Raw genomic sequence first — 16,649 nt, 5'->3', positions numbered from 1 at the left:
CGCAAATCAGCAGCAGGAGACGCAAACGAAGCACAGGCCGCGCCGCATGCAATGCGTCAGCCTGGCACTGCGCCGGGGGCAGGCCGCTGGCCTGATACCTGATTCTGGATGAATTGGCCGCTGCGCTGGCAGGATCTCAGGCAGGGCCGCGGCCGGGGGCGTTTACAGCCCCAGCCGCACTTCCTCGCGCATGCCGCCTTCTTCCATCGGGAATTCCTCCAGCAGCCGGTGCAGCTGCATGAAGTTGAATTCCTTGATGAATTGCACACCGACATAATCCGCGGTCTTCCAGCGCACCTGGGCGTCCACCGTATAGCCGCCAAAGTTCAGCTTCACCCGGCCTGAGGCATCGACCTGCGTGTCCGGGTGCACCTTGGCGCCGGCCCGGCTGAGGTCGACCAGGTGGCCCCGCACCGTGCGCCCGCCGGCCTGCAGCACGCAAGGCACGGCACAGGGGTAGCGTTTGGTGCGGCGGATCTTGCGGATGCCGATCCGGTCGAGAAAGTACAAAACGCTGCCGCCCAGCACCAGGAAGGACACCCAGGCAATCGCGGCATTGATGATCTGCTGGCGCTGGCGGGCGTCATTGGCGTTGATCGCCACCAGCTTGCTGCCGAAACCGTCTTCCTTGATCTGATCGCACGGCAGTGCCTCAACCCGGATGCCATAGTCCGACTGCAACGCGAAAACCCCCATGTGGCGGGCGGTTTCCAGCGCAGCCTGGCGGCCCTGGCTGGAGAGGATCTGCAGCAGCACAGTGGATTGCTGCATCAGCTTCAGCGTGCCGGCTTCGACCTGCTGAATGCCGACGGCCCGCATCCGCTGCTTCAGCGGGGCAGGCGGATTCGTACCGATCCAGCTGTTCAATTGCTGCACGTAATAGGCGCCTTCGCCGGTCTCGAGGTAGGACAGGAAGCCCGCCGAAGCCCGGTTCAGCCCAGAGAGATCCTGATGCACAGGACAGGCCGCCTCCACCCGCAGGGGAAGCAGGGACAGGGTCAGCAGAACCGCAGCAGTCGGAAGCCATTGGCGCATGGCGGGGTAGTCCTCACGTATCTCCGCAGGAGATTTTGGCGCAAAGTTGCAAATTTGAGGTTAACAAGGCCGGATTGCAGCCCGGAAAGTTCCTGTTTCCCTCCCGCCAGATGCTGCAACGGGGATGCCGTCTCAATCCGGGGTCTTGCTGCCGGCAAGGGAAAAAACGAAAAAAAGACGGGCTGGAGACAAAATGGCCCAGAGCTCCAGCCCGTTTTGGCATTCGATGAGGACGGATGCCGAGTTTCGCGTTTTGACAAATTCAACCTAAGTGTGAGTCGTTAATCAAACGTTCCCGCAGTGCAAAAACACCGTCACCGCCCATTTTCCGTAACGTCACGGCGGGTGCCAGCCCGCTCTTGCACCCGGTTGCCATTCCAAGCTATTTGAACGGACGGATTGCCGAGGCATAGGAGAGCAAGGAATGCGCCGAGTAGTAGTCACCGGACTGGGCCTGGTCACCCCGCTGGCCAGCGGAGTCGAAGAAACCTGGTCCCGGTTGCTGGATGGACAGTCGGGCGCCGGCCCCATCACCCTGTTTGATGCCGAAGCAAGCGGCGTCACCACCACCTACGCCTGCGAAGTTCCGCGCGGCGACGGCTCTGAGGGCACGTTCAATCCGGATGACTGGGTCATCAAGAAAGAACAGAAGAAGATTGACGACTTCATCCTCTATGGCATCGCTGCCGCCGATATGGCCGTGCGCGACGCCGGCTGGACGCCCGAGGACGAGGAAAGCCGCTTGCGCACCGGCGTGATGATCGGCTCCGGCATCGGCGGATTGTCGTCGATCGCCGACACCGCGGTGATGATCAAGGAGAAGGGCCCCCGCCGGGTGTCGCCGTTCTTCATCCCCGGCGCGCTGATCAACCTGATTTCCGGCCAGGTCTCGATCCGTTTCGGCTTCAAGGGCCCGAACCACTCCGTCGTGACCGCCTGCTCGACCGGCGCCCACGCCATCGGCGACGCGGCCCGGCTGATCAAATCCGGCGACGCCGACGTGATGATCGCAGGCGGCGCCGAAGCCGCGATCTGCGAGATCGGCATTGCCGGCTTCAACGCCTGCAAGGCGCTGTCGACCAAACGCGCCGATGACCCCAAGGCTGCCTCGCGCCCCTATGACGCCGACCGCGACGGCTTTGTGATGGGCGAGGGCGCTGGCATCGTGGTGCTGGAAGACTACGAGCACGCCAAGGCCCGCGGCGCCAAGATCTATGCCGAGGTGCTGGGCTATGGCCTTTCCGGCGACGCCTACCACATCACCGCGCCCTCCGAGGACGGCGAGGGCGGCGAACGCTCGATGAAGGCGGCCCTGGCCAACGCAGGCCTGGACGCTTCCGCCATCGACTACATCAACGCCCACGGCACCTCGACCATGGCCGACACCATCGAACTGGGCGCGGTTGAACGCCTGCTGGGCGATCACGCGGGCAATGTCACCATGTCCTCGACCAAATCCGCCACCGGCCACCTCCTGGGTGCCGCCGGCGCGATTGAGGCGATCTTCTCGATCCTGGCGATCCGCGACCAGGTGGCACCGCCGACCATCAACCTCGACAACCCCGCGGTTGAAACCCCGGTCGACCTGGCCCCCAACGCCAAGCGCGAGCGCAAGATCAACGTGGCCCTGTCGAACTCCTTCGGCTTCGGCGGCACCAACGCATCGGTCCTGTTCGGGAAACCTGACTGATGTGGCGCAGCCTCGCCTCTAACATGCTGACTGTCCTGATCGCCGCCCTGTTCCTGCTGGGCGGCCTCATCCTGTGGGGCAAGTCGCAATATACTGCCGAGGGCCCGCTCGACACTGCCATCTGCCTGCGGGTGGAGCGCGGCTCCAACATGGCGCGCGTCAGCCGCGACCTGGAAACCCAAGGCGCCGTCTCTTCCGGCACCATCTTCCGCCTCGGCGCCAAATACAGCGAGAAAACCGGCCAGCTGAAGGCCGGCAGCTTCCTGGTGGAGCCGGGGTCGTCGATGGAGCGCATCGTTGACGAGATCACCCATTCCGGCGCCTCCACCTGCGGCACCGAAATCGTCTACCGCGTCGGCGTGACCCGGACCCAGGCGCTCGTGCGCGAACTGGACCCGGCGACCAGCAAGTTTGAGGAAATCGCAGACTTCGTCCTCGGCGAGGATGAGGTCCCGGCCGAGTACACCGAGACCCGCCAGGACGCCGATACCCGCTACCGCATCGCGCTGGCCGAAGGCGTGACCAGCTGGCAGGTGGTCGCGGCGCTGAAAGCGATGGATGTGCTGGACGGCGACCCGGGCGAACGCCCCGCTGAGGGCCTGCTGGCACCCGACAGCTACGAGGTCACCCCCGGCACAGACCGCGCCGCGGTGCTGGCCGAGATGCAGAAACGCCAAGAGCTGCGCATCAACGCCGCCTGGGAAAGCCGCTCCGCGGATGCGGTGGTGAAAACCCCGGAGGAAATGCTGATCCTCGCCTCGATCATCGAGAAGGAAACCGGCGTCGCCGAGGAACGCGGCCTGGTCGCCTCTGTGTTCACCAACCGCCTCAACCGCGGCATGCGCCTGCAGACCGACCCGACGGTGATCTACGGCGTCACCAAGGGCGAGGGGACCTTGGGCCGCGGCCTGCGCCAGAGCGAGCTGCGCAAACCCACCCCCTGGAACACCTATGTGATCGAGGGCCTGCCGCCCACGCCCATCGCCAACCCCGGCCTTGCCAGCCTGGAGGCCGCAGTGAATCCGGAGACCACCAACTACGTGTTCTTCGTCGCTGACGGCACCGGCGGCCACGCCTTTGCCGAGACGCTGGACGAGCACAACGCCAACGTCGCCAAATGGCGCGAGATCGAGGCCCAGCAGCAAAACAACTGACCGGACGCCGGAATTCTGCGAGAATTCCGGCCCGGAAAACACGTGTTTTCCGAGCCGTTTCCCGCGCCGGGAAACGGTCTGCGGGGCAGGGGCAAAAACAGGGAAGGGCGCCGGTTGGCGCCCTTTTTTTGTTACTGCAGGAAGCAGAGATTGCGCGGTGCAAGTGCGGCCGTTTGCGGGTGCTCTCGTTCTTTTCCATGGCCTTATTGCCTTTCGGCCGGTATGCAAAAGAGGGAGGGTAGGTTGTGGAACGAAAGCTGGCGGCAGTCTTAATCGCCGATATGGTCGGGTACACCAGCCGGATGGAACAAGACGAAGCCGGCACGCTCGCTTCGCTGTCTGCATTTTTTGATACGCTCTCCGCCCCGCTTATTGCTTCCCATCGCGGCCGCATCGTCAAGCAATTGGGCGATGGTCTTCTGGCCTGCTTCGACAGTGCTGCCGACGCTGTTTCTTGTGCCATCGAATGGCAGCAAGCGCAGGGTGAGGCTGCCGATCCGATCCGCTTTCGAATTGGTATTAATCTCGGCGACATAATCATTCGTGACGGCGATGTCTTCGGATCGGGTGTCAACCTGGCTTCAAGGTTGGAGCAGCTTGCCCCGCCCGGCGGAGTGCTAATCTCGGAAGCTGTTTACCGTGTTGTTGGAACCAGTCTCCCGGTTACTTGGGAAGATACCGGGCTCCACACTCTCAAAAACGTCGCCTCGCCGGTGCGCGCCTGGCGTTATGGCGGGGTGAAAGAGGCGGACACAGGAAAAGTTCGGCCGGCTGATCCCGGAACGGCTAAGGTTGCCGTTCTTCCCTTCGATAGCATGAGCGGCGATACCGATCAGTCATTTTTCAGCGAAGGTATTGCAGAAGATGTTATCACAGGCTTGTCACGTTTCCGCACCCTCCAGGTCACTTCAAAGAACGCATCCTTCCGCTTCAAACCGAAGGATACAGACCCGGCCGAAATAGCCGAGGCGCTCGGTGTCGATTACCTCGTTCAGGGCAGCGTCCGGAAGGCCGGGGGACGGGTACGTATCTCGGTTCAGCTTGCGGATGCCCATAAAGGGATCCAGCTTTGGTCGGAGCGCTATGACCGCGAATTGGAAGATGTATTCGCCGTGCAGGACGAAGTAGCGCGCAGTGTCGCGGCGGTCTTGCCCGGACGGGTGCAACACGACGTGGTTGACCGCGCCGCTCATAAGCCGGCGGATGAAATGAAGGCCTACGAATTGATGCTGAAGGGCAAGGCGCTGCGAGACGGGCTGAATGCGCAGGACACAGCAACTGCACGCGTGCTCCTCGAACGGGCAGTCGTGCTCGATCCGTCTGTTGCGCGAACTTACATGTACCTGTCAGACACCTATGTGATTGACCTCTGGCTCGGTCTTGCGGACCCGGACGCGCCCGACCATGCACTTAAGACCGCCCGCAAAGGCGCTGCACTTGATAACCGCGACGTCTATATCCAGGATCAACTCGGGTTTGCATACCTTTGTGCGGGTCTTTGGGATGAAGCAGAAGCCCAGTTCGAAAGAACACTGTCGCAAATCGTCAATGAAGCAGAATCCATGGCGTGGTGCGGCTACGCGTTTCTCTTGCTAGGTCGTCAGGAAAAAGCGCGCGATGTCGTGTCGGAAGCGATGCGTCTGGACCCGCTGCATCCGCCCGCCATTAAATGGATCATGGGACAGGCAGAGTTCTTTAGGGGCAACTATGAAGCGGCGCTTGGTATGTTGAATGGCGAGGCGCGTTTAAACTCGCTCGCCTCAGCATTTGTCGCTGCATCCTACGCACATCTCGGCCGTCGAAAGGAAGCCGCAGCCGCATTGAAGGAGTTCGTCGCTGAACGCCATGACGAATTCGCCAGCCGCGGCATTGAAGTCGATGAGGATACCGTTACGAGTCTTGCGCGCGGGTTTGAAACGATGTGGCGGCGGCCGGGGGATTTTGCTCTCGTTGCGGATGGTTTGCGCGCCTCAGGACTCAGCAGCTGAACCTAGCGATCCTAAGTATTTCCTTCCGGTCCTTCTTATTCTCCGCCTCCCCCGTTGCGTACCCACCGTACGCACCCCTCCCCATAACCCTTGACTTTTACGCCAAAATCGCGTATAGATTGTGGTGCAGCTGGAAGAAACATGGACGGACCCGGACCCCCTCCGCCGGCGGCCGTCCTGTCTTTCTCTCGTGCGGACAAAAACGCATGAGGCAGAGCATATCATGACAGATCAAACCAGCGGCCCGGCACCGGGCCACACAGGGCCGGGCCACCCGGCACCGACCCCCTCAGAACCGGTCCACGCAGTACCGGCCCCCTCTGAACAGGCCACCTCTGAACAGGGCCAGACACCGGAACAGGACGGCGCCGCCCTCCTGAAACGGCGGGGGCATTACACCGCCGATCTCCTGCTGTCCCTGCAGGACAGCATCCACCGCCTGCGCAAAGAAGCAGAGGAGCTCCGGGAGCAGCTCGAAACCACCGGCGCCGATGAAATGACCGGCGCCAAATCCCAGGTCCGCAAGCTCGAGGACCTGATCCGGGATTGCCAGAAAGTGGAGAAGACCCTTGCAGAACAAAGCACCGACGTCGCCCGCCTGCTCAAATCCGAGCACGAACTCGATCTCGTCGCGGCGCGCGCAGCTGTCGAGCTCGGACTTTCTCGCCTGCGTGCCGCCCTCGCTCCTGAGCTGCTTCTTGGATGAGCTGGACCGCAAAACCCTCTGCGCGCTGCCGCATCTCTTTCACATCTGGGCGCTGGATCACCAGCGCCCGCCGCCGGGCGATTGGCGTGCCTGGGTGATCCTGGGCGGGCGCGGCGCGGGCAAGACGCGGGCAGGGGCCGAATGGGTCCGCTCGCTGGCTGAGGGCGCGTGGCCTCACGACCCCGGCACCGCCCGGCGCATCGCACTGGTGGCGGAAACCTATGACCAGGTGCGCGACGTGATGATCCACGGCGACAGCGGCATCCTGGCCTGCTCGCCCCCCGACCGCCGCCCCAAGTGGAAAGCGTCGGAACGCAAGCTGATATGGCCCAACGGCGCCGAGGCGCAGGCGTTCTCCGCCCACGACCCCGAGGCGCTGCGCGGCCCCCAGTTTGACGCCGCCTGGGCGGATGAGCTGGCCAAGTGGAAGAAGGGTGATGACAGCTGGGACATGCTGCAATTCGCGCTGCGGCTGGGGCAGGACCCCCGCGTCTGCGTCACCACCACGCCCCGCAATGTGCCGGTGCTGAAACGCCTGCTGGCCTCGCCCAGCACCGTCACCACCCATGCCCCGACCGAAGCCAACCGCGCCAACCTCGCAGCCTCCTTCCTGACGGAAGTCCGCGCGCGCTACGCGGGCACCCGGCTGGGCCGGCAGGAGCTGGACGGGGTGATGCTCTCGGACATCCAGGGCGCGCTCTGGACCACCGCAGCGCTGGTCGATGCGCAGGTGGCCGAAGCCCCGCCCTTGGACCGGATCGTGGTGGCGGTTGACCCGGCCGTCAGCGCGGGCAAGGCGTCTGACGCCTGCGGCATCATGGTGGCCGGCGCCGTCACCCACGGCCCGCCGCAGGACTGGCAGGCCTATGTGCTGGCGGATTGCACCGTGCAGGGGGCCACGCCGATGACCTGGGCGCAGGCGGTGATCTCCGCCCGCGACCGCTTAGGCGCCGAACGGGTGGTGGCAGAGGTCAACCAGGGCGGTGCCCTGGTCGAAACCGTGCTGCGCCAGGCCGACCCGCTGGTGCCGTTCCGCGCCCTGCACGCGCGAAAGGGCAAATCGGCCCGCGCCGAGCCGGTGGCGGCGCTTTATGAGCAGGGCCGGGTGCGCCACCTGCCGGGGCTGGGCGAGCTGGAAGACCAGATGTGCCAGATGACCCCGCAGGGCTACCGCGGCAGCGGCTCTCCCGACCGGGTCGATGCGCTGGTCTGGGCGCTGCATGAGCTGATCATCCAGCCCGCCGCCAACCTGCGCAGGCCGCAGGTCAGGGTGTTATAAAACGCTAAGGGCAGCGTCCGTCCGCGGGTGGACGCGAAGCGCCCGCCCGGGGGGGCGGACGGGCGCTGCCCGGCCTTCGGCCAGGCGAAGACAAGACAAAGAAATTCGATTGGATGAGGCAGCGCGCAACGCTGCCTTTATCTTTTAAAACAGTGCTGTAACCCAAGGTGTTGCGTACCCACCGTACGCACCGCTTGCCAAATCTTCAGGTCTTTCTGGCCCTAATGATCCTCAGCAAAGGCGCACCAGCCCCACCGGGCCGGCAGCGCCACACAGGAACAAGCTGAGGAGCGGACCATGGTCTTTGACCTGCTGCGGCGCAAATCGCCAGACCCCCAGAAATCAGGCCCCCGGAAACCGGGCCCCAATACTCCGGGCCTGGAACAGAAGGCCAGCCAGACCGCCCGCGTGGTCTCTTGGCACGGCGCCGGCCGCATCGCCTGGAGCCCGCGCGACACCGTGTCCCTGACCCGCAGCGGCTTTGCCGGCAATCCGGTCACCCACCGGGTGATCCGCCTGATTGCCGAGGCTGCCGCCGCCGTGCCGCTGGTGCTGCAGGACAGCCGCCAGCGCTTTGACAGCCACCCCTGGCTGGCTCTGCTGGCACGCCCCAACCCGGCCCAGACCCAGGCCGAGATGCTGGAGGCGCTTTACGGCCACCTGCTCCTGTCTGGCAACGCCTATATCGAGATGGTCACGGCTGAGGACGCAACCCCCGCAGAACTGCATGTGCTGCGCTCCGACCGGATGAACGTGGTGCCGGGGCCGGACGGCTGGCCCGCAGGCTTTGATTATGTGGTCGGCGGACGCAAGCACCGCTTCTCCAACGAGCCGGGCAATTCCCCGGTCTGCCATATCAAGAGCTTCCACCCGCAGGATGACCACTACGGGCTCTCGGCCCTGCAATCGGCGGCAATGGCCATCGACGTCCACAACGCCGCCTCCCGCTGGTCCAAGGCGCTGCTTGATAACGCAGCCCGCCCCTCCGGCGCGCTGGTCTGGACCGGTTCCGACGGCCAGGGGCAGATGTCCGACGATCAATTCCGCCATCTAAGCGAAGAAATTCAAACGAATTTCCAAGGCGCCAATAATGCCGGCCGCCCGATGGTGCTGGAGGGCGGATTGGACTGGAAGCCGATGGGGTTCTCGCCCTCCGACATGGAGTTCCAGAAAACCAAGGACACCGCCGCCCGCGAAATTGCGCTGGCCTTCGGGGTGCCGCCGATGCTGATCGGCATCCCGGGCGATGCGACCTATGCCAACTATCAGGAGGCCAACCGCGCCTTCTACCGGCTGACCGTGCTGCCCTTGGTCTCCAAAGTCACCGCCGCGCTGTCCGGCTGGCTCACCGCCTGGACCGGCGACGCGCTGACATTGAAGCCCGACCTCGACCAGTTGCCCGCATTGGCGGCTGAACGCGAGGCGCAGTGGCGGCGCATCACCTCCGCGGATTTCCTCACACCCGCGGAAAAGCGGCAGCTGCTGGGGTTGCCCACAGAAGCCCCAGCCGCGCCGCAGACGGAGGGCGGACAGGATGACTGAGCACCCGATGCACGCATTTGATTGTTCACCGGGATTGCGCCTGTCCGCCCATGAGCGGGTGGCCCAGATCCAGCACGACGCCGTGAACCGCCGCCTCGACCGGATCGAACAGATGATGGAGCGGCTGGAAAAACGCCTCTGGCTCACTGTCTACGGCGTCGCCGCGGTGATCCTGGCGCAGGCCTTCCAATCCTTCCTGACGGTGCAATTGCCGTAAATCCAACGACTTGCGAGGTTCAAATGATGCAGGGATCCCCCCAGCTGGAACATAAATTCGCACGCTTCGGCGAGGATCTCTCGCTGAAGGACGCAACCGAAATCAAGGGCTACGCCAGCCTGTTCGGCCAGACCGACCAGGGCGGTGACGTGGTGATGCGCGGCGCTTATGCGGCCTCGCTCAAGGCGCTCCGCGATCAGGGCCGCACGGTCAAGATGCTGTGGCAGCACGACCCGCACCAGCCCATCGGCGTCTGGGACGAGGTGCGCGAGGACAAGCGCGGGCTTTACGTCAAGGGCCGCATCCTCACCGCCACACCCAAAGGCGCCGAAGCGGCCGCCTTGATCGAGGGTGGCGCCATCGACGGCCTCTCCATCGGCTACCGCACCCAGAAAGCCACCCGCGCCCCCGACGGCAGCCGCCATCTCACGCAGGTGGAGCTGTGGGAGGTGTCACTGGTCACCTTCCCGATGCTGCCCGCCGCCCGGGTGGCAGCGAAATCCTCCGCCGATGCGGAAGCACAAGCGCTGCGCGCCCTGGCCGACGGCCTGCGCCAGATCACCCGCGGCCTCAAAACAGGCCAGACCTAAAACAGGCCAGAACCCAAAACAGGACACCCATCATGAGCAACCAAGACCTCCCGGCCCAAACCGGGGACGCAGCGCCCCTGGCGTATGAAGTGAAACAGGCCATCTCCGGCTTTCTTCATGAATTCAAGGGGTTTCAGGACGACGTGCAATCAAGGCTGAAACAGGCAGAAGAGCGAGTGACCATGCTGGACCGTAAGACAATCTCTCAGAACCGCCCCCATCTGGCAGCCAGCCAGGACGCGGGCGCCCCGCATCAAAAGGCGTTCAACGCCTACCTGCGCAACGGCGACGACGATGGCCTGCGCGGGCTTGAGCTGGAAGGCAAATCCATGTCCACCGCGGTGGGCAGCGACGGCGGCTATCTGGTCGACCCGCAGACCGCCGACACCGTCAAGGCGGTGCTGAACGCCTCCGCCTCAATCCGCGCCGTGGCCTCCGTGGTGCATGTGGAGGCCTCAAGCTATGACGTGCTGATCGACCACAGCGAAATGGGCGCCGGCTGGGCCAGTGAAACCGGCCCCGCGGCGGAAACCTCCACCGGCAGCATCGACCGCATCTCGATCCCGCTGCACGAACTCAGCGCTTTGCCCAAGGCGTCGCAGCGGCTGCTCGATGACAGCGCCTTTGACATCGAGGGCTGGCTGGCCGGACGCATCGCCGACAAATTCGCGCGGTCTGAGGCCGACGCCTTCATCAACGGCGACGGCAACGACAAGCCCACCGGTTTCCTCAACTACAACGTCGAGGAAAACGACAGCTGGACCTGGGGCAACATCGGCTACAAGGCCACCGGCGTCGAAGGCGAGATCGGCAACGGCGACGCGATCATCGACCTGGTCTATGCGCTGGGGGCGGAATACCGCGCCAACGCCACCTTCATTCTGAACTCCAAGACCGCGGGAATGCTGCGGAAATTGAAGGATGCCGATGGCCGCTTCCTGTGGTCCGACGGTCTGGCCGCAGGCGAACCCGCGCGGCTGATGGGCTACCCGGTGCTGATCGCCGAGGACATGCCGGACCCGGCCGCCAACAGCTTCCCGATCGCCTTCGGCGACTTCCGCGCCGGCTACACCATTGCCGAACGCCCGGACCTGCGCGTCATGCGCGACCCCTTCAGCGCCAAGCCGCATGTTCTGTTCTACGCGACCAAGCGCGTCGGCGGCGACGTCAGCGATTTCGCCGCGATCAAGCTGATGAAATTCGGCCTGAGCTGACCGCTCAGCGCTGATGGCGGACCGGCAGCCCGGTCCGCCGGCTGGCACGCACCCCATATTTCCCTGCCGTCTAGCTGCTCCCCCTCCGTCCGAGCGGCAGGGAACGGTGCGTGCCGGCCGAACCCTTGAACGGACAGCAGACCCGGGCCGGCAAGGGGGAGGCCCGCAGGAGTGAGATGATGATGCTGAGCGAAGTGACCCCCGTGCCCGAGGCCGCCCTGCCGCTGGCCCAGTTTAAGGCACACCTCCGCCTGGGCACCGGCTTTGGCGAGGACAGCCTGCAGGACGAGGTGCTGATTGGCTTCCTGCGCGCCGCCCTGGCCGCGGTGGAAGCAAGAACCGGCAAGGCACTGATAACCCGCGATTTTGAAATGGAAACCCGCCACTGGCGCGACCGCACCCGGATGGTGTTTCCCATCGCCCCGGTGCAGATGGTGACAGAGGTGATGATCCGTGACGCCGCAGGCGCTGAGACGGTGGTGGACCCCGCCGCCTACCATCTGGAGCGTGACAGCCAGCGCCCGGCGCTGTGTCCCGCGGGCAGCCTGCTGCCCGCCATTCCCGCGGGCGGTCTGGCGCGGATCACCCTGCAGGCTGGCATGGCTGCAGACTGGGGCGGGCTTCCTGCCGATCTGGGCCAGGCTCTGATGCTGCTGGCGGCGCATTACTACGAATACCGGGCCGATACCGGCCTCCATGGCGGCTGCATGCCCTTTGGCGTCACCAGCCTCATTGAACGCTACCGCACGCTGCGGCTGACATTGGGGGGCCTGGCATGAAACGCCCCCCGAACCTGACCCGCAAACTGGTGCTGGAAGACCCCCAGCGCGCCCCCGACGGCGCCGGCGGCTATGCTGAGGCCTGGGTGGCGCTTGGCACCCACTGGGCTGAGGTGAAATCCCTCAGCGGGCGCCTCAACAGCGACAGCCTGTCTTTGCAGAAATACCGCATTACCCTGCGCGCTTCCCCCGATGGCTTTGCATCCCGCCCGCGCCCCGACCAGCGGTTCCGCGATGAAAGCCGCCTCTACCGTATTGATGCAGTTACGGAAAACGGACCGGATGCCCGCTACCTCACCTGTTTCGCAGTTGCGGAGGTGAGCACATGACCTATGCCATCGCAGGCGGGCTGCAATCCGCCGTCTACACCCTTCTGACCGGCGACGCGGGCCTGACCGCACTGGTCGGCAGCGCGATCTATGACGCCATCCCCGCAGGCCCCTTGCCGCAGACCTATGTGGCGCTTGGCGGCGAAGAGGTGCTGGACCGCTCCGACAAGACTGCAGGCGGGGCAGAACACCGGTTCTTTGTCACCGTCACCACCGACATGGCCGGCTTTGCCACCGCCAAATCCGCCGCTGCCGCCGTCTGCGACGCGCTGGTCGGAGCCGCGGTGCCGCTGCCGCGCGGGCAGCTGACCGGCCTCTGGTTCGACCGGGCCAAGGCCGAGCGGCTGAGCACCGGCGGACGCCAGATCACCCTGCGCTTCCGCGCCCGTGTGGATGATGTCTGAACCGCAAGAACCTAACGAAACCAATTGAAATACATGGAGAAACCCCATGACAGTTCAAAACGGCAAGGACCTCTTGGTCAAAGTGGACATGAACGGCGCAGGCCTGTTCGAGACCATCGCCGGCCTGCGCGCCACGCGCATCAGCTTCAACGCCGAAAGTGTCGATGTGACCAGCCTCGAAAGCCAGGGCGGCTGGCGCGAGCTGCTGGCAGGCGCCGGTGTGCGCTCCGCCAGCATCTCCGGCTCCGGCATCTTCCGGGATGAGGCGACGGACGAACGCGCCCGGCAACTGTTCTTTGACGGGCTTACGCCGGAGTTCCAGGTGATCATCCCCGACTTCGGCATCGTGCAGGGGCCGTTCCAGGTCACCGCGCTGGAATATTCTGGCAGCCACAATGGCGAGGCGACCTATGAACTCTCGCTCGCCAGCGCCGGCCAGCTCAGCTTTGCGGCGGTGTGATCCGATGGTGAACCCGCACGCAGGCGAGGCGGAATTGCTCGTGAATGGAACCCCTTACGCGCTGAAGCTCACACTCGGTGCGCTTGCAGCCCTTGAGGCCGCGCTGGAGGAAGGCACGCTGGTGGATCTGGTGCAGCGGTTCGAACAGGGCCGGTTTTCCGCCCGCGATGTTCTGGCGCTGCTGGCGGCCGGCCTGCAGGGCGGCGGCCATGACCTCAGCCGCGAGGATCTGGCTGTGGCCACCATCACCGGCGGCCCGATGCAGGCGGCACGGGTGGCCGCGGAACTGCTGGTGCGCAGCTTCGCCGTGCCCGAGAGCTCATGACTGCGCTCGACTGGCCCGCCCTGATGCGCGCCGGGATGGCGGGGCTGAAACTGCTGCCGCGCGATTTCTGGCAGCTGACACCCGCTGAGTTGCGGCTGATGCTGGGCGACGCCGCAGCACCGCAGCCGCTGGGGCGCGACCGGTTGGCCGCCTTAATGGCGGCCTTCCCGGACGCCACCGCCCCGAAGAACAAGGAGACAACAGATGACTGACTCATCTTCGATGGCAGAACTGGAATTGCAGGGCGAAGCTTTGGGGGAAGCCCTGGACGGAGCCTCTGGAATGGCCGCAGCCTTTGCAGAAGTGCTGGGGCGAGTGAAGGAAGGTTTTTCCGAAACCGGGCGCGATGCCCAGATCCTGGACCGTAGTCTTTCCAAGGGCTTGCGCCGTGCTTTTGACGATCTGGTGTTTGACGGCGCCAATCTGTCGGAGGCGATGGACACGCTCGCGCGCTCAATGATCCGCACAACCTATAACGCGGCGATGAAACCGGTCACCAACCACGTGGGCAGTCTTATTTCCGACGGGTTCGGCAGCCTCATCGGCAGTATCCTTCCCTTCGCCAATGGCGCCGCCTTCAGCCAGGGCAAGGTGATGCCCTTTGCCAAGGGCGGCGTTGTCACCAGCCCCACCACGTTTCCGATGCGCGGCGCCACCGGGCTGATGGGCGAGGCCGGTCCGGAGGCGATCTTGCCGCTGACGCGCGGCGCCGATGGCTCGCTTGGGGTGCGCAGCCAGGGCGGCGGCGCGGTCAACGTGGTGATGAATGTCTCCACCCCCGACGTCAAAGGCTTTGAACGCAGCCGCAGCCAGATCGCCGCGCAGCTGTCCCGCGCGCTGTCACGCGGCGGGCGCAACCGTTAAGGATGGAGGGTAACCTAATGAATTTCCACGAAGTCCGCTTTCCCGCCTCGCTCAGTTTCGGCTCTGTCGGCGGGCCGGAGCGGCGCACCGATGTGGTGACGCTCGCCAACGGTTTTGAGGAGCGCAACACCCCCTGGGCGCACTCCCGCCGCCGCTATGACGCAGGCCTTGGCCTGCGCGCGCTGGAGGATATCGAGGTGCTGATTGCCTTTTTCGAGGCGCGTCAGGGCCAGCTTTACGGGTTCCGCTGGAAGGATTGGAGCGACTACAAATCCGCCCGGCCCAGCGCCGGGGTGGCGTTTGACGATCAGGAAATCGCTACCGGCGACGGCAGCACCGTGAGTTTCCAGCTGGCCAAGACCTACCGCTCCGGCGCCTTCACCTATCAGCGCCCGATTGCCAAACCGGTGGCGGGCACCGTGCGGGTTGGCGTTGAGCAGGATGAGCTGCGCGAGGGCGTGGATTACGAGCTGGACACCGCCACCGGCCTGATCAACCTGGCGCATCCGCCGGAGGTCGGCCTCAGCATCAACGCAGGGTTTGAGTTTGATGTGCCGGTGCGGTTTGACACCGCCAGCATCCAGACCAGCGTGGCGTCGTTCCAGGCTGGAGAGGCACCGGCGGTCCCGGTGGTGGAGGTGCGGATATGAACAGCCTTTCCAATGCGTTGCGGGAGCATCTTCAATCCGGTATCACCACGGTCTGCCGCGCCTGGGCGCTGGAGCGGCGCGACGGCACCGTGCTGGGATTCACCGATCACGACTGCGTTCTGTCGTTCGATGGCGTGGAGTTCCAGCCCGGCAGCGGGTTGACGGCGCGGGCGGTGCAGCAGGCCACCGGCCTGTCGGTCGACAACACCGAGGCGCTGGGGGTGCTGAGTGACGCCGCCGTGCGCGAGGAGGACATCGAGGCAGGCCGGTTCGACGGGGCTGAGGTGCGCTGCTGGCTGGTCAACTGGCAGGATGTGACGAAGCGCTGGCTGCAATTCCGCGGCTCCATCGGGGAGATCCGCCGCGCGGGCGGTGCATTCGAGGCGGAGCTGCGCGGGCTGACCGAGCAGCTGAACCAGCCGCAGGGGCGGATCTATCAGACGCCCTGTACCTCGGTTCTGGGGGATGCGGCCTGTGGGTTTGATCTGAGCACGCCGGGCTATGCCATTGAAACGGCAGTGGAAACAGTGGAGCGCAGCGAGGACTTCCGCTGGAACGCGCTGCCGGGGTTTGAGCCGGGCTGGTTTGCTGATGGCCGCCTGACGGTGCTGAGCGGTGCGGCACAGGGCCTGTGGGCCGCGGTGAAGTCCGACCAGTCCACCGCCGCGGGGCGCAGGATCACCCTGTGGGAACCGATCCGCGCGCCCGTGTCCGCAGGTGACACGGTGCGGCTGGAGGCCGGTTGTGACAAGCGGATGGAGAGCTGCCGGCTGAAGTTCAACAACCTTTTGAATTTCCAGGGCTTCCCTGACATCCCGGGGGAGGACTGGATCATGGCGGTGCCGCGCCAGTCCGGCATGAACACCGGGGGCAGCCGCAGATGAGCCGGGTGGTAGAGGCAGCGCGCGGCTGGATCGGCACGCCCTATGTGCATCAGGCCTCCTGCAAGGGGGCGGGCTGTGATTGCCTTGGCCTGATCCGGGGGGTGTGGCGCGAGCTGCTTGGCGCGGAGCCGGAGCTGCCGCCCGCCTATACGATGGACTGGTCAGAGCCGCAGGGGGCTGAGGCGCTGTGGCAGGCCGCGGCGCGGCATCTGGCGGCGAAGCCGTTGCAGGACGCCGCGCCGGGAGATGTGATCCTGTTCCGGATGCGGGAGGGATCGGTGGCCAAGCATCTGGGGGTGCAGGCTGCGGTAACAGAACTGAGGGCAGCGTCTGCCTGGGCGGGCGCGAATGCGCCTGCCGGGGGGCAGGCAGGCGCAGCCCGGCGGTGCCGCCGGGCGAAACAGCTATGCAGTGCCCCGTCCTTCATCCACGCCTATGCCGGCCACGGGGTTGTCGAAAGCCCGCTGAGCCCGCCCTGGCAGCGCCGCATCGTAGCGCGGTTTCACTTCCCCGGCATGTCCCGGCAAAGGAGCTGATCT

The 16,649-nt window shown here is 65.1% G+C and carries 20 protein-coding genes; 19 read left to right on the top strand and 1 reads right to left on the bottom strand.

Features of this window, described 5'->3' with window-relative positions; translation table 11 throughout:
- Nucleotides 1–162: 162 nt before the first annotated feature.
- Nucleotides 163–1,035, bottom strand: a complete 873-nt coding sequence (locus tag RA21_RS03555) for a PilZ domain-containing protein (RefSeq protein WP_039146223.1) — start codon at nt 1,033–1,035, stop codon at nt 163–165.
- A 424-nt stretch (nt 1,036–1,459) separates the two neighbouring features.
- On the opposite strand from RA21_RS03555, the gene fabF reads away from it, so the two are divergent.
- From fabF to RA21_RS03460, 19 genes are all read left to right on the top strand, one after another.
- Nucleotides 1,460–2,725, top strand: a complete 1,266-nt coding sequence (fabF, locus tag RA21_RS03550; protein WP_019295543.1) for a beta-ketoacyl-ACP synthase II — start codon at nt 1,460–1,462, stop codon at nt 2,723–2,725.
- Entirely contained in the window at nt 2,725–3,879 is a 1,155-nt protein-coding gene (gene mltG, locus RA21_RS03545; RefSeq protein WP_039146220.1) for an endolytic transglycosylase MltG, read from the top strand. Before fabF ends, mltG begins: the two co-directional genes overlap by 1 nt.
- A gap of 245 nt (nt 3,880–4,124) precedes the next feature.
- Nucleotides 4,125–5,867, top strand: coding sequence for an adenylate/guanylate cyclase domain-containing protein (locus RA21_RS03540; protein ID WP_039146218.1), 1,743 nt, complete (start codon nt 4,125–4,127; stop codon nt 5,865–5,867).
- A 223-nt stretch (nt 5,868–6,090) separates the two neighbouring features.
- Nucleotides 6,091–6,573: a hypothetical protein gene (locus tag RA21_RS03535; RefSeq protein WP_241483467.1), complete on the top strand. Its 483-nt coding sequence runs from the start codon at nt 6,091–6,093 to the stop codon at nt 6,571–6,573.
- Nucleotides 6,566–7,852 carry a DNA-packaging protein gene (locus tag RA21_RS03530; RefSeq protein ID WP_039146216.1) on the top strand — a complete coding sequence of 429 codons (1,287 nt, stop codon included), beginning with the start codon at nt 6,566–6,568 and terminating at the stop codon, nt 7,850–7,852. Before RA21_RS03535 ends, RA21_RS03530 begins: the two co-directional genes overlap by 8 nt.
- Nucleotides 7,853–8,149: 297 nt before the next feature.
- Nucleotides 8,150–9,394 carry a phage portal protein gene (locus RA21_RS03525; protein WP_039146214.1) on the top strand — a complete coding sequence of 415 codons (1,245 nt, stop codon included), beginning with the start codon at nt 8,150–8,152 and terminating at the stop codon, nt 9,392–9,394.
- Entirely contained in the window at nt 9,387–9,611 is a 225-nt protein-coding gene (locus tag RA21_RS03520; RefSeq protein ID WP_019298454.1) for a GTA head formation protein, RCAP_rcc01685 family, read from the top strand. Before RA21_RS03525 ends, RA21_RS03520 begins: the two co-directional genes overlap by 8 nt.
- Nucleotides 9,612–9,637: 26 nt before the next feature.
- Complete coding sequence (locus RA21_RS03515) at nt 9,638–10,201, top strand: HK97 family phage prohead protease (protein WP_446720190.1); 564 nt, start codon at nt 9,638–9,640, stop codon at nt 10,199–10,201.
- Nucleotides 10,202–10,233: 32 nt separating this feature from the next.
- Nucleotides 10,234–11,415 (top strand): phage major capsid protein, encoded by a 1,182-nt coding sequence (locus RA21_RS03510; RefSeq protein WP_039146210.1) that lies wholly within the window; start codon nt 10,234–10,236, stop codon nt 11,413–11,415.
- A gap of 179 nt (nt 11,416–11,594) precedes the next feature.
- Nucleotides 11,595–12,194 carry a head-tail connector protein gene (locus RA21_RS03505; protein WP_039146539.1) on the top strand — a complete coding sequence of 200 codons (600 nt, stop codon included), beginning with the start codon at nt 11,595–11,597 and terminating at the stop codon, nt 12,192–12,194.
- Entirely contained in the window at nt 12,191–12,523 is a 333-nt protein-coding gene (locus RA21_RS03500; RefSeq protein WP_039146207.1) for a head-tail adaptor protein, read from the top strand. Before RA21_RS03505 ends, RA21_RS03500 begins: the two co-directional genes overlap by 4 nt.
- Nucleotides 12,520–12,927, top strand: coding sequence for a DUF3168 domain-containing protein (locus tag RA21_RS03495; RefSeq protein ID WP_039146205.1), 408 nt, complete (start codon nt 12,520–12,522; stop codon nt 12,925–12,927). The genes RA21_RS03500 and RA21_RS03495 overlap by 4 nt, the downstream gene beginning before the upstream one ends.
- Nucleotides 12,928–12,973: 46 nt before the next feature.
- Nucleotides 12,974–13,387: a phage major tail protein, TP901-1 family gene (locus RA21_RS03490; protein ID WP_039146202.1), complete on the top strand. Its 414-nt coding sequence runs from the start codon at nt 12,974–12,976 to the stop codon at nt 13,385–13,387.
- A 4-nt stretch (nt 13,388–13,391) separates the two neighbouring features.
- Nucleotides 13,392–13,712, top strand: a complete 321-nt coding sequence (locus tag RA21_RS03485) for a gene transfer agent family protein (protein WP_039146199.1) — start codon at nt 13,392–13,394, stop codon at nt 13,710–13,712.
- The gene (locus tag RA21_RS03480) at nt 13,709–13,924 is read left to right on the top strand and encodes a rcc01693 family protein (protein WP_039146197.1); all 216 of its coding nucleotides are present in this window, start codon (nt 13,709–13,711) and stop codon (nt 13,922–13,924) included. Before RA21_RS03485 ends, RA21_RS03480 begins: the two co-directional genes overlap by 4 nt.
- A complete protein-coding gene (locus tag RA21_RS03475; protein ID WP_039146196.1) occupies nt 13,917–14,576 on the top strand; it encodes a phage tail tape measure protein in 660 nt (219 codons plus the stop codon). The genes RA21_RS03480 and RA21_RS03475 overlap by 8 nt, the downstream gene beginning before the upstream one ends.
- A 17-nt stretch (nt 14,577–14,593) precedes the next feature.
- Nucleotides 14,594–15,226, top strand: a complete 633-nt coding sequence (locus RA21_RS03470; protein ID WP_039146537.1) for a DUF2460 domain-containing protein — start codon at nt 14,594–14,596, stop codon at nt 15,224–15,226.
- A complete protein-coding gene (locus RA21_RS03465; RefSeq protein WP_039146195.1) occupies nt 15,223–16,110 on the top strand; it encodes a DUF2163 domain-containing protein in 888 nt (295 codons plus the stop codon). Before RA21_RS03470 ends, RA21_RS03465 begins: the two co-directional genes overlap by 4 nt.
- Nucleotides 16,107–16,646 carry an NlpC/P60 family protein gene (locus tag RA21_RS03460; RefSeq protein WP_039146193.1) on the top strand — a complete coding sequence of 180 codons (540 nt, stop codon included), beginning with the start codon at nt 16,107–16,109 and terminating at the stop codon, nt 16,644–16,646. Before RA21_RS03465 ends, RA21_RS03460 begins: the two co-directional genes overlap by 4 nt.
- Nucleotides 16,647–16,649 lie beyond the last annotated feature (3 nt).

The sequence above is a fragment of the Leisingera sp. ANG-DT genome, from assembly GCF_000813785.1.
Classification (GTDB): Bacteria; Pseudomonadota; Alphaproteobacteria; order Rhodobacterales; family Rhodobacteraceae; genus Leisingera.
This window is presented reverse-complemented; position numbering and strand designations above follow the sequence as displayed.

Bases quoted from the DNA above. Each gene is read 5' to 3' on its own strand.
- RA21_RS03535 (WP_241483467.1), top strand. From the start codon at position 6,091: ATGACAGATCAAACCAGCGGCCCGGCACCGGGCCACACAGGGCCGGGC.
- RA21_RS03465 (WP_039146195.1), top strand. From the start codon at position 15,223: ATGAACAGCCTTTCCAATGCGTTGCGGGAGCATCTTCAATCCGGTATC.
- RA21_RS03555 (WP_039146223.1), bottom strand. From the start codon at position 1,035: ATGCGCCAATGGCTTCCGACTGCTGCGGTTCTGCTGACCCTGTCCCTG.
- RA21_RS03470 (WP_039146537.1), top strand. From the start codon at position 14,594: ATGAATTTCCACGAAGTCCGCTTTCCCGCCTCGCTCAGTTTCGGCTCT.
- fabF (WP_019295543.1), top strand. From the start codon at position 1,460: ATGCGCCGAGTAGTAGTCACCGGACTGGGCCTGGTCACCCCGCTGGCC.
- RA21_RS03515 (WP_446720190.1), top strand. From the start codon at position 9,638: ATGCAGGGATCCCCCCAGCTGGAACATAAATTCGCACGCTTCGGCGAG.
- RA21_RS03495 (WP_039146205.1), top strand. From the start codon at position 12,520: ATGACCTATGCCATCGCAGGCGGGCTGCAATCCGCCGTCTACACCCTT.
- RA21_RS03485 (WP_039146199.1), top strand. From the start codon at position 13,392: ATGGTGAACCCGCACGCAGGCGAGGCGGAATTGCTCGTGAATGGAACC.
- RA21_RS03520 (WP_019298454.1), top strand. From the start codon at position 9,387: ATGACTGAGCACCCGATGCACGCATTTGATTGTTCACCGGGATTGCGC.
- RA21_RS03490 (WP_039146202.1), top strand. From the start codon at position 12,974: ATGACAGTTCAAAACGGCAAGGACCTCTTGGTCAAAGTGGACATGAAC.
- RA21_RS03505 (WP_039146539.1), top strand. From the start codon at position 11,595: ATGATGCTGAGCGAAGTGACCCCCGTGCCCGAGGCCGCCCTGCCGCTG.
- RA21_RS03460 (WP_039146193.1), top strand. From the start codon at position 16,107: ATGAGCCGGGTGGTAGAGGCAGCGCGCGGCTGGATCGGCACGCCCTAT.
- RA21_RS03525 (WP_039146214.1), top strand. From the start codon at position 8,150: ATGGTCTTTGACCTGCTGCGGCGCAAATCGCCAGACCCCCAGAAATCA.
- RA21_RS03480 (WP_039146197.1), top strand. From the start codon at position 13,709: ATGACTGCGCTCGACTGGCCCGCCCTGATGCGCGCCGGGATGGCGGGG.
- RA21_RS03500 (WP_039146207.1), top strand. From the start codon at position 12,191: ATGAAACGCCCCCCGAACCTGACCCGCAAACTGGTGCTGGAAGACCCC.
- RA21_RS03475 (WP_039146196.1), top strand. From the start codon at position 13,917: ATGACTGACTCATCTTCGATGGCAGAACTGGAATTGCAGGGCGAAGCT.
- RA21_RS03510 (WP_039146210.1), top strand. From the start codon at position 10,234: ATGAGCAACCAAGACCTCCCGGCCCAAACCGGGGACGCAGCGCCCCTG.
- mltG (WP_039146220.1), top strand. From the start codon at position 2,725: ATGTGGCGCAGCCTCGCCTCTAACATGCTGACTGTCCTGATCGCCGCC.